We start from the raw sequence: 12951 nt of genomic DNA on the forward strand, positions 1-12951 counted from the left end.
AAAACAGTATTTTAACCGAAACTTGTCAGCAAAACCATCAAGCCATTTGTTATCCCATGAATCCATATTGGTGTCCAAATCGATTGCGTTCGTTCATATGCTAAAGCGAATAGGATACCACTAAAAAAGTTTACAGGCATTACGTTATATGTTGGTATATGAACAATTGTAAAAATGAGTGAGCTCAACAATATAGCACTAGTAAATCCTACACGTGTTCGTAACCAACGATATAAAAACCCTCGATAAAAAATTTCTTCGTAAATTGGTGAAATTATAGCTGCGGAGATAAAGGCTATCAAAATCGTAAAAAACGTAACACTTTGCTGCATTGCCTCTGTTTTGCTGTTTTCTACGGAGATACCTAGAAAACTAGTAAGCACGACAATCAGCACAGCACCCATTAATAAAATAACAGAATAAATCATAATGACTTTCCAATCAACATTTGATTTTAGCCCTACTTCACCCCATGAAAGTTTTTTAGGGCGTAGTGCAATAAAATAAACACCCAATAGAAGGGTAATGGCTATTGTTAACCCCGTTAATGTCCCCGCATATAGTTCATTATTAAATACTTGAAAATAGAAAGGCTTAACAACAAATTTAATAACACCGATTACAAACACAAATTCAAGTAAAAGTAATAAAATAAATTCTTTCCATCCCCAATCGTCTTGCTCTTTCCAGTTTAGTTGCATTCTTTCCATCCACAATCCCTCTTTCTCTATATGTTATAATTTAAGTGTATTAGATGACGTTACGTCACCTGCAACCTTTTTTAGGAGGAAATTAAATGAAAAGATGGACAACTGGCGAGGTATCGAAACAACGGAATATTTCCGTTCGTACACTTCGTTATTACGATCAGATTAATCTCCTAACACCAAGCTTTAAAGATGATAATGGAAGGAGGTACTATTCAGAAGAGGATCTGTTTAAATTAGAAAAAATCATCATTTTAAAATCACTTTCATTGCCACTCGATAATATCCGAGATTTATTAGATAAGCTATCTTACAAACAAATTTTAATTTCGCATCATAATTATTTACAAGAACAACTATCCAAACTTCAAATGAGCATTTCAAATACGTCTTCCTTAATTAATATGATTGATTTGGAAGAATCATTATCTTGGGAACATGTCACAAAACTTGTTCAAAATTCACAAAGCAACGCAAAAAAATGGATAGACTATTTTAAAGATGATGAAAAAGAATTTTTAATAGATGTAATTCCAAACCTTAGTAATAATGATACAACGACACAACAATATATCGCGTTGCTACAACGAATTGAATGGTGTATAAAACATAATATTAAGGCAGAATCAGAAGAAGGATTTCAAATTGGTTCCAAATTAATAGAACTATCAAATGATACTTTTCATGGCGATACGGAATTGATTGAAAAGTTCTGGGAGGTTAGAAAACGTCCCGTCGAGGAAACTGGGCTATACCCGATTTCAGAAGATGTACTTGACTTTGTGGAACGTTGTATTGCTAATATAGAAGCTTGAAATACAACAATAAAGCTATAGGAGACTCCCCCTATAGCTTTTCAAAAAATAATGCTGATTGCAATGTTGTGATTTTCTCTCTCACATTATGCTGCTAATCCATCAATAAAAGCTTCAATCTCTTGCTGTGTTTTACGATCTTTGCTAACAAATCGGCCAACTTCATTGCCTTTGTCGAAAGCTAAAAAGCTTGGAATACCAAAAACATCTAATTCAACACATAGGTCGATGAATTGATCGCGGTCAATCTTTACAAAATTATATTGACTGTAGTTTTCTTCAATTGTAGGCATAATAGGGTCGATAAATCGACAATCTCCACACCACTCTGCTGAAAAAACAAATATTGTACGCTCACTTTTTTTTAGTTCTTCAAATTGCTCAATTGATTGTAAATTTTCCATGTAAAAATCTCCTTTATAACTGCTGTTTTTCTAATAATAGCATATTTCCATCAAAGGGTATTTCTAAAACAATCCAAGAAGCAGATGAACAAAGGAGTCTATATTTACTTTTTACATCTCTTTTCCATTACCTGTGCCATTTGTTTCGAGTTTGGCGTTTCTTCATTTTTTAATTGGTCAATAATGTTTATATAATCAGCTTCATTACGGTTTTGACTTAATTTATATGCAGCTTGAATTTCGCCAATCTTTATTTTAAATCCGACAATACCTTTCATTTCCTTTTCTAATAATTCAGGGGAAAGGCTTTCCCATAAAATAGGATTCTCTCTATTATTCTCATATTTTTCTAATAGCTTTGTTAAATCTTCGACTAATTCTTCTTTTTCTAAAATAGTTGCGTGTCCATAGATGTGGACAGACTGATAATTCCATGTAGGAACATTTTCCTGTTCATACCATGAAGAAGAAATATACGCATGTGGGCCCTGAAACATAACGAGCACATCTTCACTCGTTTCAAATGTTCTCCACTGTGGGTTACCATATGCCATATGCCCAGTGAGATAACAATCCTCGCCCTTTTTATTGAACATTAAAGGTAAGTGAGTCGCAATCGGCTTCCCTTGTTTTGTTGTTACGAGTGTAGCAAAAGAGTTCATTTGAATAAATTCTTCAATTTCATTAACATCCGTGACTTTATAGTATTTAGGAATATACATATATGCCCTCCTTAATATTTAGATTAGTGTTTTAGTCATAATAATATCCATTTGTTCTTCATCACCCATATAAAATGAGTGTGCGCCAGTTTGAACAAAGCCTAACTTATTATAAAAACGTATTGCCTTCTCATTTTTTTCCCAAACACCTAGCCAGATGCTTTTTTTATTTTGTTCTTCTGCAATTTCTATCGCTTTGTCAATCAGATATTTTCCAAGCCCTTTTCTTTGAAACTTGCTTCTTATATAAATTCTTTCAATTTCGAGAAACTCATCCCCCATTTCTTCTGATTGGGCATCATTTACATTAACTTTTAAATATCCTGCAATTTCTTCATCACACCACATAAAATAAAATTGGGAAGAATGATTGGCCAATTCCTGTTCTAGTTGTGTTGAAGTAAAAGCTCTATCCAAATAGGCTTTCATATTGTCAGCTGAATTTTGATTACTAAATGTATCGTTGAACGTTTCAATACTTATTTCTCGGAGTACTTGTAAATCTTCCAAGTTGCACTTTGTAATTTTTTCTGTCATTTTTACTTCAGCCCCTTTATTTAAATTCAATAATCTCTCTTATTTCCCTTTTTCACATATTCCCAGTCGACTTCTACGTTTTCTCTCACCCTCTTTAGAAGATGAAAAATGGTTTGTGCTTCACTTTCGGAAAACCCTGCTAATGCGACACTATTGGAATAATCATTTTCTCTTTTTATAATTGGAAAGATTGTTTTCCCTTTTTCTGTAGGAAAGAGTTTTTTTATTTTTTTGTTATGGTCATCCTCTTTCTTTTCAATAAAGCCATTCATCTCCAATTTTTTAATAGCCCGAGCTGCTGTAGTTCGATCTACTTTAATCATCTCTGCTAACTTTTCTTGTATAATGCCTGGATTTTCACAAATACGTACAAGATATAAATATTGCCCTTTTGTAAGGTCATATTCTTTAAACTCTATATTACTGATAGAATCTAACGCCCTTGCAATCATGCCTATTTCACGAAGAATTTCCTCCATAAATTATCTCCTCCGTTTTTTATTGCAAATGCAACAAAAAGAATATATATTGAATTTAACCTAAATTTGTTGCAAATGCAACAAAAAATCAGTGGTAGAGAGGTCGAAAAAATTGAAATATAGTTTATATGTTGTTGGAATTTTACTATTAACCCTTGGTATTTCTTTTACGATTCAATCCGATCTAGGAACTTCTCCGTTTGATGCACTTTTGGTAGGATTGTCTGTCAATGTAGGTCTAACTGTAGGAAGTTGGGAAGTAATTATAGCAATCATAATGATCGGCTGTAATGCAATCATAATTAAACAAAGGCCAGAGTTTTTAGGATTAATTACAGCCTTTATTACAGGGATTGGGATTGATTTATGGCTATTTTTGTTACATAAATTGGTAGCGCCAGAACTATTGTTTAGCAAAACCATTTGCTTTGGAATTGGATTGATCATTATCGGCTTAGGAACTGCAATCTATTTACAAACAAATATTGCACCGATTCCTGTTGATCGATTAACATTAATCATTCAACAATTAACGGGAAAAAGTATTTTTTTTGCCCGAACATCCATTTACCTATTGTTTTTACTATTAGCTATGCTGTTTAATGGACCGATTGGTATTGGCACTCTATTAACCGTTAGCTTAGGTGGTCTAATACTGAATTTCTTTATGCCAATTACACGAAGATTAATAGACAACAATTTAACACCTGCTGCTACATTAAAAAAAGGATAGCGTTAACCTTCACGCTTAACGATAATGTAGAGCATGGAGTTTCATCGCATATTCATTCTAAGTAATTAGGTTTATAAATCACCTATCTGTTAAAATAACGATAAGCATATACCATTTTATGGAGGTGAAGGAATGGAAAAGATTCAGTTTTCCAAAACTGATTATAACGTAACATATCGTTCAGAAAAAATTGTATTTTTACCGAGGGAATATCAGCTCTTTAAATTTTTATATCAAAATCCTTCACGTGTTTTTTCTAGAGAAGAACTATTGAACGCTGTTTGGCCAATGGAAGATCCAGTCGATAGAACTGTAGATGACCATATTTATAGAGTTCGGAAGAAAATACAACCCTTTTCATCTGTTGTAGAAATTGAAACGATTAGAGGACAAGGATATCTTTTGGCAATGAAAGAGGTACAAGACAGTCCATTGTTAAAAGACAACGAGGTATCTGCACAAATTAAAAATCTGTTTCATAAATATCATCGCTACGGACAGGGAGATGCGTTAAAGCTTTTGGCAGAAAATCAGAATGTGTTCGGCTTCCAAATTGATTTGCCAGAACTTCTGTATCTTCATTTCATGAAAGGAGATTTCAGTTGGTTTCTTGAAGCGCAAGAAATCGACTTTTGGGAAAAATGCTTTTATTTATTACACATCTATTCATTCGTAGAGTCGGATAAAGAAAAATGCTTTGATTACTTAACTAAAGCTTTATGTGCAGAGGAAATACCAGCGTATCATCGTTTAGAAATGAGGTTGTTAAATCGTCTATCATTATTGATATTCACTAAACAACTAGATCAAGCTGCTACCCTTCTACATCAATCTAAACAGGAGATTTATGAAAAAAACTTGGAAGGTTTCATCCCCTTAATCTTGCTTTTCGAACTATGGCTTTCCTTACTTCAGCAGGACATTTTAGAGATAGAGGAGCGAATGGAAAAAGCAGAAAAAAAGCTTGCAAGTTATCCATATTTAAGAGAAAAAGCAAACTTTTCAATTATTAAAGGCATTTATTGGCTCCTTAAAAAAAATGCCTCGAAAGCTAACGATTTTTTTGATGAAGGGTTTCAGCAACTGCTGGAAGCTAAATTCATACCTGGAGTGTTAATGAATATCAACATAATTTTGTTTTGTTTAGATGAGTTTGGTATGAGTGGCACACTGCAAACTTACTTTAAAGAATTAAAGGAAAAATATATTCAAGAATACAAATTAATTGAATTACATAGTAAAATCGAACATCAGTTACACCACCATTTAAAATAATTGCTCGACTTTTATTTCCTCTGATATTCCTCTGATAATTTCTCGTTATGCTTGTAATTAGCACTAACGTGGAGGGATTATTTATGAATAACGAACTATCAATATGGCGCAATGGCAATTTTATTAAATTTTTTTCTGCTAATACATTAGCCAATTTAGGCAACTGGTTTGATTTTGTGGGCGTACTTATTTTATTCAGGTATACATGGCACGCTGACCCGATGATGATTGCGCTAATTCCTATTATGTATGCCATTCCAAGTATATTATTAGGACAATTTGCAGGTGTATTTGCAGACCGAAGAAACAAACGGAAAATACTTATTTATTCTGACTGGTTTCGTGCAGCGTTAACTTTGTTGCTTGTCTTTACGCCAACACCTTGGCTAGCGTTGCCCATCTTATTTTTTCGTAACACTGCTGGTGTGATAAGTCTTCCTGCACAGCAAGGATTAATGAGAAGTATTGTGGATGAAAAAAATATTATGCAAGCCATTACTATTAATGGCAGTCTGTTTCAGTTAGTAAAGGTCATTGGCCCACTTATAGGTGGGTCAGTAGCTGGAATTTTTTCTCCTAATATATCCATTGCCATAAATGCGATAGCTTTCACTATTTCTGGCATACTGCTTACACGAATTAAAGTCCAAGAAATCGAATCTAATATGAAAATAGCAGATACACAATCTGGGTTTCTTCGTGCTTGGCAAGATGGGTGGCAAATTGTTTTAAACAGCAAAGTTCTTTTAGCGAGTATAATATTCGGGATATTTAGCACCTTAACAATCCAAATGATTGACGCACAAATTGTTACATTGTTTAGTGAGGTATTCCCCAGCAAGCCAGCGTTTACTGGCTGGGCAATTTCTGCTATCGGCATTGGTTCCCTTCTTGTAGTCATCCTTCTAACCAAGTTTAAAAAAATCTCTAAATATGGTTGGTTTTTTGGTGTGGGAAGTCTTCTAATTGGTTTAATGACTGGAGGGTTCGGATTCCTATTACAATACAATTTCATAGCACTTGCTATTATTCTCTCGATTGTTGGTGGAGTCGGCAACGGGTTAATGTTTACAGCCATAAATTATCTCATTCAAACAGAACCCCCTAAGGAAGCGATAGGAAGAGTTACGGGAATAATCGATTCCTTAATGAGTATCCTTTTTATTGCAGGCCCTCTTCTTGGCGGGCTACTCATTACACAATTAGGGATATTAACTGCCTTTAAAACAATCGGACTTGGACTAACCATTATTGGTATAACAGGTATATTGCTGCAACGCCTCATCTGGAAGCAGCCCAAACTGGCAAACATACAAATGAATGTTAATGAGGGAAATGAACTTGTTAAAGGTGGGTAGGATTAATAAACACCTTTTTCTCCCTCCACGTAACTATTAAAATTTCAACATCCCTCCTTTAAAGAAGGGATGTTTTTGTATATGAAAAGTTTTAAAACAATGCAAAGTAATACTTTGTTATAGCTCAATATTTACAATTAAATAAACTAATTATAAAAATAGGCACAATAAGGATGAATTTTTTTGTTCAAGCTTTTATAATAGAGTGAGTGAAGACAAAGAGGTGAACGATTTGTTAGATGGTTGGTTTTTATGGTTTATTTTATTTTGGGTAGTCGTCCTTATCTCGCTAATGGCTATTGGCGGATTTTTCATGTTCCGTAAATTTTTAAAAGCATTACCAAAACAGGATGGGAAATCGGATTTAGATTGGCAGGAATTTTATTTAGATAAAACGATTCATTTATGGGGACAACCTGAGAAGGAACTTCTTTATGAGCTTGTGAGCCCCGTGCCTGAGTTATTTAGACAAGTTGCTAAAGAAAAAATTGCAGGTAAAATTGGGGAACTCGCTTTAGAAGAGAAAGCTAAAGCTATTGATAATGACTTAATTATTCGTGGCTATATACAAGCTACACCTAAACGTGACCATAAGTTTTTACGCAAAAAATTAGATCAATTGCAAATTGATGTATCTCCGTACGAGCATCTGTTTGAATAAAAGAGAAAAAGTGTTAGATTGACTTTAATCAATCTAACACTTTTTTGCTATGGCGTTTGTTGACCTAAGGCCTATCGGCGATTCGCGGACTTTTATCGGCGATTTCTAATGTCTTACTAGCGATTTTCATATAACCTTAATCTATAAAGATTATTTAAAAAAATGATCTAATGCTTGATAGTCTTGTTGGTAGCGCCCACCGTCTGCTACTTCTGCATGATACAACGCTTTTAATGCGTAATTTTTTTGCAAATCCATATCTGCCATTAACTCTTTTAGTCGATCATGTAATTCACGGTTGTCTTTCACTAGCTGCTGCATCTGTGGTTTAAAATATTTCATGTAATAAACTCCTCATTTTTTAACATGCTTCCTAGTATACCACGAATATGCTTTAACATAAAAAAACTACAACAGCACAAGTGCTAGTGTAGTCTTTTCATTACATACTTTTAAGCGGAATTGTTTTTTTGACCTTTTTAAATTGAATAAGCATCGCAATTCGCCATGGAACTAACATAGCAAATGCTAATATCCAAAACATGCCTGCTAACTCGCCGACATCGATTGAGCTACTTAATATCATTTTCGCCACAATACGGAATATTAACAGTCCAACTAAAATAAATACAAACGCTTTTGAACGTTTTAAATAAATATCCTGACCTTTTACTTCAAATTTAGAAGTAGCAATTAAGATTGTCGAGAACACTACGCCTACAGCAGCTGCTTCTAAAATTTGCATTGGGGGTACTCGAAATTGCGCAAATAAAAACATTAATGCACCTGAAGACATTGCGATCGGTGGAATAATAATTTTCTTCTCATTTGTAGGTTGTTTGGAAGCTCGCATTCGTACTACCATAACGAAGCTACCCATTATAATGGCCATTATAGTCGAACCTATAACATAATAGTGAGAAGGGATATTGCTTAACATAAAAAATCCTCCTCTGATGTTAAATTAGCAATTTTGACCAACTAATTGGTCTGCTATAGCCCTTAATCTTTCCGGTTCGAAAGGCTTCGTTATAAAATCTTTCGCACCACTTTCAAGCGCTTCTACAATTAATTTTTGTTGACCTAAAGCAGTAATCATCACAATTTTTGCTTTAGGAAATTCTGGGACGATTCTTTTTACAGCCGCAATACCTGTCATTACGGGCATCGTTACATCCATCGTTACAAGATCTGGTTGTAACTCTCGATACAGCTCTACAGCTTCTTTACCATTTACTGCATTGCCGACTACCTCGTAACCCCATTCATTAAACATATTACTGATTGTAACACGCATAAATAGCGTATCATCCACTACTAAAACTGTAGGCACGTATTCATCTCCCTCCACGTTAAAGTACGGTATGCCCTTAAGTTTAGCAGATTAGAAGCCAATAAATCCACCAAAAATAGGCTGTAATAGTCGTGTGATGTATGTTAAACCATCGAAGAATAACAATATCCCAACTGCAATCATTATATAACCGCCGACTTTTACAATTTTTTGACTATGGTTGCGAATCCAACTCATACGTGAAATAAAGAATGATAGCACGAAGAATGGTATTGCAAAGCCTAAATAGTAAGCAAACATATAGCTAAAACCTGAAGAAGGATTTGCTCCAGCTAATGTAATGATAGACATTAATATAGGACCTGTACATGGTGTCCACCCCGCCGCAAATGCAATACCGATTAAAATCGAACCTAAGTAGCCGGATGGTCGATTTTTAAATTGGAATTTTCGATCTTTCATTAAAAAATCAATTTGAAGTAATCCTACAATCATTAACCCAAAGATTACAATTAAAATAGCGCCAACTTGACGTAACAACGTTTGATAATTGAGGAAAAACTCTCTTGCTAAAGATGCGCCAAGACCAATCATTATAAAAATAATTGAAAATCCTAGTAAAAAGAATAGCGTATGCATTATCGCACGCTTTTGCAACATGCCACGTTCAGATTTTAGCTCATCTAATGTCATTCCCGTTATGTATGATAAAAATGCTGGATACAGTGGGAGTGTACATGGTGAAATGAAGCTTAAAAAACCTGCGCCAAACGCTAAAAATACGTTAATATCAGTTTCCATATTTTTCATTCTCTCCTTACAGTTACTGCATCCATCGTACCAAAAAACAATGGAAATTGCGCCCTTTACGCTTGTGAACGTTTCATGACGAATAACTACAAAAAAAGCGAAATTTCGATATGTTTTCAAATGTACTTCTGAAGTATGCGCTCGCATCGTTTTTCTGTCAACGAAATTCACTATTACATTAGAGGATAAAACAGTCTTCCATAGTATTTCGTATGTATTTCCTCCTTCCCAGGAACTAACCCCCCACTACAAAAAAGCATTGAGAAATCTATTCTCAATGCCAATGATTAAAACTATTTAATTATTTATGGAATCATCCAAGCTAGAACATTACTTTGTAAAAAAGTAAGTATACAAATAAATAACAGCAACATCACACTATACTTTAGCGCAAAACGCATCAATTCTGATTCTCTACCGACAAGCCCAACCGCCGCTGCTGCTACTGCGATAGACTGTGGCGATATCATTTTCCCCGTCACTCCTCCTGATGCATTAGCAGCAAGTGCAAGTACAGGTTCCATGCCAACAGATTCAGCAGTTACTTGCTGTAACTTGGCAAATAGTACATTTGAAGATGTATCAGAACCCGTTATAAATACACCTAGCCAGCCTAGTACTGGTGCGAAGAATGGGAACAATACGCCTGTTTTCGCTAACACTAAAGCTAGTGTAGTCATCATTCCAGCAGTATTTGTGACATAAGCATATGCTACTACACTACAAATCGTAATAAGTGGATACTTAATTTCATTTAATGTTTCAACCAATGTTTTGCCCCATTCGTGCCAAGAAACTTTAAAAATAAATTTCGTAACGATTGCTGCTAAAAATATTGCCGTGCCAGCTGCTCCTATCAGCTCTAGTTTATAAAAAGCAGCTAGTGGTTCCTCTGTAGCGCCATTTAATACTTGATTATGTAAAAGCGGTACTTCTGCTGTAAATGTTACAGCTTGTCCTACTGCATTGATGCCTTTTAAAATGACATTTGTACCGTCATAATTTCCCGTTAAAGCACTTTTGACTACTGGTATTCCCCAACAGGAAATAAAAGCTGTCAAGATAATAAAGGGTGACCAAGATTTTAATATTGTGCCTCCGCTATATGATTTTATTGCCTTTGGATCAGTTGTCGCTTTTAGTTCTGAAGCAAAGCGATAAATCGTTTTAGGCTGCCAAAATTTCATAAAAACAGCTAGTGCAAAGAGCGAAACTAATGCAGATAAAACGTCAGGTAATTCAGGGCCTAAAAAATTCGAACTCAAAAACTGTGTAAGTGAAAATGAGATACCTGACACTAAAATGGCAGGCATTACTTCCCACGCTTTTTTTAAGCCAGTCATGATTAACACTAAAAAGAATGGAATAAATACTGCCAAAAACGGTAGTTGCCTTCCTACCATTTTTGAAATTTCAAATGCGGCGATACCTGTTGGCCCTTCCATTGCAGTAATCGGCACACCGATGGCACCGAATGCAACTGGCGCAGTATTAGCAATTAAACAAAGTCCTGCAGCATACAACGGGTTAAAACCAAGTCCAACTAATAACGCAGCTGATATAGCAACAGGTGCACCAAATCCAGCCGCTCCTTCTAAAAAAGCGCCAAATGAGAATGCTACAAGTAATGCTTGAATACGTCGGTCTTCCGTAATAGATAAGACAGAATGACGAATGATATTAAAATTCCCTGTTTTCACCGTGATATTGTATAAGAAAACAGATGTTATAATAATCCAGCCGATTGGTAATAGTCCATAAACAGCCCCCTGTGTAGCGGACATGATTGCAGTCCCTACTGGCACTTTAAAAGCAATAGTTACCAAAATTAAAGAGACAAGCAACGTCGTTACACCAGCCATATAACCTTTCATTTTTTTAATCGCTAACGCCCAGAAAAAATAAAGAATAGGAATAACTGCGACAATTGCAGACCAAGCTAAACTACCCCCAACAGCTGTAAAATTTTGTGTAAATGTCAAGTTACATACCCCCAAATAAAAATTTCCCGCAAATTAATGACTGAAAACAAACAACAAACCTCACTTTGTTTCATTGCCGAGTTGCAAGCCAAATGGCTTCCTGCTCACACCTACGCATCGTCAAAACCTTTGTAGAAACTACAAATGAAAGTTATCCCTTTAGCAACACCTACTAAATATTACAAAACCATATAATTTTTCTAAGCCCCCCAAACAATAATAGATTAGGTCATCTGATGATTATATGATAAAATTATATTAACTATATTTTAAAAATTCAATATTTTTTTAAAATCCTTTTAGCTTAATGAATCAAACCTTAGCGCATAGTTTACATAAACGGACATTTTAAACGATTCACTTTTAACAGTGAGTAAAATTCGATTCATCATGTATAATAAAATTATTATGTAGAGCAATCGATTGAGATGAATGAGGTGTAGCTCCGTGGAATTAAAGAAAATTAAACAAAAAAAAATATATGAAGAAGTATCAGAAATGCTCTATGAAAAAATTCGAGCTGGTGAACTAAAACCAGGAGATCGTCTTGATTCAGTAGAGCAACTTGCTGAACAATTACAGGTTAGTAGATCTGCCATTCGAGAGGCATTATCCGCCCTAAAAGCGATGGGCTTAATCGAGATCAAACAAGGTTCTGGGACTTTTGTAAAGAGCACTCCTTCCCAAAAGCTTGAGTTCCCATTTTCAACATTAACTTTAACAAATAAAAAAGATATTTCACACTTATTAAAAGTTCGAAAAATTATCGAAGTGGGTGCTGCTGCGAGTGCTGCCATCCATCGAACAGAAGAAGATTTACAAGCAATGCTTCGTATTTTAGATGATATGAAACTTGCACAAGGTGATGGTGAGCTAGGCGAAAAAGCAGACTTCCAATTTCACGCAGCAATTTCTACTGCCTCTCAAAATCCCCTACTGGCAACAATATTGGACCAAATATCTGGATTAATGATTGACACGATGAAAGAAACACGCCGCATTTGGCTATATTCGAAAAAAACAACAAGTGAAAAATTATACGATGAGCATATGCAAATCTATCTTGCTATTAAGCAACAAAACGAAGAACTAGCAAAGCATGCGATGTCTTCACATTTGAGTAACGTCGAAGAAGTTTTAATGCAATACTTTGAAACAAATTATTAAAATAAAT

The 12951-nt window shown here is 34.9% G+C and carries 16 protein-coding genes; 6 read left to right on the forward strand and 10 right to left on the reverse strand.

All coding sequences use genetic code 11. From position 1 onward, the window contains the following. Nucleotides 1-11: 11 nt before the first annotated feature. On the reverse strand, nucleotides 12-710 hold the full coding sequence (locus JNUCC52_RS04320; protein WP_337981507.1) for a CPBP family intramembrane glutamic endopeptidase: 699 nt from the start codon (nucleotides 708-710) through the stop codon (nucleotides 12-14). An 86-nt stretch (nucleotides 711-796) separates the two neighbouring features. On the opposite strand from JNUCC52_RS04320, the gene JNUCC52_RS04325 reads away from it, so the two are divergent. Further along, a complete protein-coding gene (locus JNUCC52_RS04325) occupies nucleotides 797-1522 on the forward strand; it encodes a MerR family transcriptional regulator (RefSeq protein ID WP_172771167.1) in 726 nt (241 codons plus the stop codon). An 86-nt stretch (nucleotides 1523-1608) separates the two neighbouring features. On the opposite strand, the gene JNUCC52_RS04330 is transcribed toward JNUCC52_RS04325, so the two are convergent. From JNUCC52_RS04330 to JNUCC52_RS04345, 4 genes are all read right to left on the reverse strand, one after another. Next, nucleotides 1609-1926, reverse strand: coding sequence for a thioredoxin family protein (locus JNUCC52_RS04330; RefSeq protein ID WP_337981508.1), 318 nt, complete (start codon nucleotides 1924-1926; stop codon nucleotides 1609-1611). 104 nt (nucleotides 1927-2030) lie between these two features. Continuing rightward, nucleotides 2031-2648 carry an FMN-binding negative transcriptional regulator gene (locus tag JNUCC52_RS04335; RefSeq protein ID WP_337981509.1) on the reverse strand — a complete coding sequence of 206 codons (618 nt, stop codon included), beginning with the start codon at nucleotides 2646-2648 and terminating at the stop codon, nucleotides 2031-2033. An 18-nt stretch (nucleotides 2649-2666) separates the two neighbouring features. Beyond that, nucleotides 2667-3185, reverse strand: a complete 519-nt coding sequence (gene paiA / locus JNUCC52_RS04340) for a spermidine/spermine N(1)-acetyltransferase (protein ID WP_337981510.1) — start codon at nucleotides 3183-3185, stop codon at nucleotides 2667-2669. Between the two features lie 26 nt (nucleotides 3186-3211). Further along, nucleotides 3212-3664 (reverse strand): MarR family winged helix-turn-helix transcriptional regulator, encoded by a 453-nt coding sequence (locus JNUCC52_RS04345; protein WP_172771163.1) that lies wholly within the window; start codon nucleotides 3662-3664, stop codon nucleotides 3212-3214. 112 nt (nucleotides 3665-3776) lie between these two features. On the opposite strand from JNUCC52_RS04345, the gene JNUCC52_RS04350 reads away from it, so the two are divergent. From JNUCC52_RS04350 to JNUCC52_RS04365, 4 genes are all read left to right on the forward strand, one after another. Further along, on the forward strand, nucleotides 3777-4397 hold the full coding sequence (locus JNUCC52_RS04350) for a YczE/YyaS/YitT family protein (RefSeq protein ID WP_172771162.1): 621 nt from the start codon (nucleotides 3777-3779) through the stop codon (nucleotides 4395-4397). Nucleotides 4398-4529: 132 nt separating this feature from the next. After that, entirely contained in the window at nucleotides 4530-5672 is a 1143-nt protein-coding gene (locus JNUCC52_RS04355) for a winged helix-turn-helix domain-containing protein (protein ID WP_172771161.1), read from the forward strand. An 83-nt stretch (nucleotides 5673-5755) separates the two neighbouring features. Then, nucleotides 5756-7030 carry an MFS transporter gene (locus JNUCC52_RS04360; RefSeq protein WP_337981511.1) on the forward strand — a complete coding sequence of 425 codons (1275 nt, stop codon included), beginning with the start codon at nucleotides 5756-5758 and terminating at the stop codon, nucleotides 7028-7030. 232 nt (nucleotides 7031-7262) lie between these two features. Continuing rightward, a complete protein-coding gene (locus tag JNUCC52_RS04365) occupies nucleotides 7263-7691 on the forward strand; it encodes a DUF2621 domain-containing protein (RefSeq protein WP_172771918.1) in 429 nt (142 codons plus the stop codon). A gap of 150 nt (nucleotides 7692-7841) precedes the next feature. Here JNUCC52_RS04365 and JNUCC52_RS04370 read toward each other — a convergent pair whose 3' ends face one another. The 5 genes from JNUCC52_RS04370 to JNUCC52_RS04390 all read right to left on the reverse strand — a co-directional run bounded on the left by JNUCC52_RS04370 (nucleotide 7842) and on the right by JNUCC52_RS04390 (nucleotide 11777). Next, the gene (locus JNUCC52_RS04370) at nucleotides 7842-8033 is read right to left on the reverse strand and encodes a hypothetical protein (protein WP_337981512.1); all 192 of its coding nucleotides are present in this window, start codon (nucleotides 8031-8033) and stop codon (nucleotides 7842-7844) included. A 100-nt stretch (nucleotides 8034-8133) separates the two neighbouring features. Beyond that, nucleotides 8134-8631, reverse strand: a complete 498-nt coding sequence (locus JNUCC52_RS04375; RefSeq protein WP_172771158.1) for a CcdC family protein — start codon at nucleotides 8629-8631, stop codon at nucleotides 8134-8136. A 24-nt stretch (nucleotides 8632-8655) separates the two neighbouring features. Further along, nucleotides 8656-9024: a response regulator gene (locus JNUCC52_RS04380; protein WP_255639719.1), complete on the reverse strand. Its 369-nt coding sequence runs from the start codon at nucleotides 9022-9024 to the stop codon at nucleotides 8656-8658. A gap of 51 nt (nucleotides 9025-9075) precedes the next feature. Beyond that, a complete protein-coding gene (locus JNUCC52_RS04385) occupies nucleotides 9076-9786 on the reverse strand; it encodes a cytochrome c biogenesis CcdA family protein (RefSeq protein ID WP_172771156.1) in 711 nt (236 codons plus the stop codon). 314 nt (nucleotides 9787-10100) lie between these two features. Further along, the gene (locus JNUCC52_RS04390) at nucleotides 10101-11777 is read right to left on the reverse strand and encodes an L-lactate permease (RefSeq protein ID WP_337981513.1); all 1677 of its coding nucleotides are present in this window, start codon (nucleotides 11775-11777) and stop codon (nucleotides 10101-10103) included. Nucleotides 11778-12224: 447 nt separating this feature from the next. Between JNUCC52_RS04390 and JNUCC52_RS04395 the strand changes: the two genes are divergently transcribed. Continuing rightward, a complete protein-coding gene (locus JNUCC52_RS04395; protein ID WP_337981514.1) occupies nucleotides 12225-12944 on the forward strand; it encodes a FadR/GntR family transcriptional regulator in 720 nt (239 codons plus the stop codon). The last annotated feature ends 7 nt before the right edge of the window (nucleotides 12945-12951 follow it).

This window comes from Lysinibacillus sp. JNUCC-52 (assembly GCF_015999545.1).
Lineage (GTDB): Bacteria > Bacillota > Bacilli > Bacillales_A > Planococcaceae > Lysinibacillus.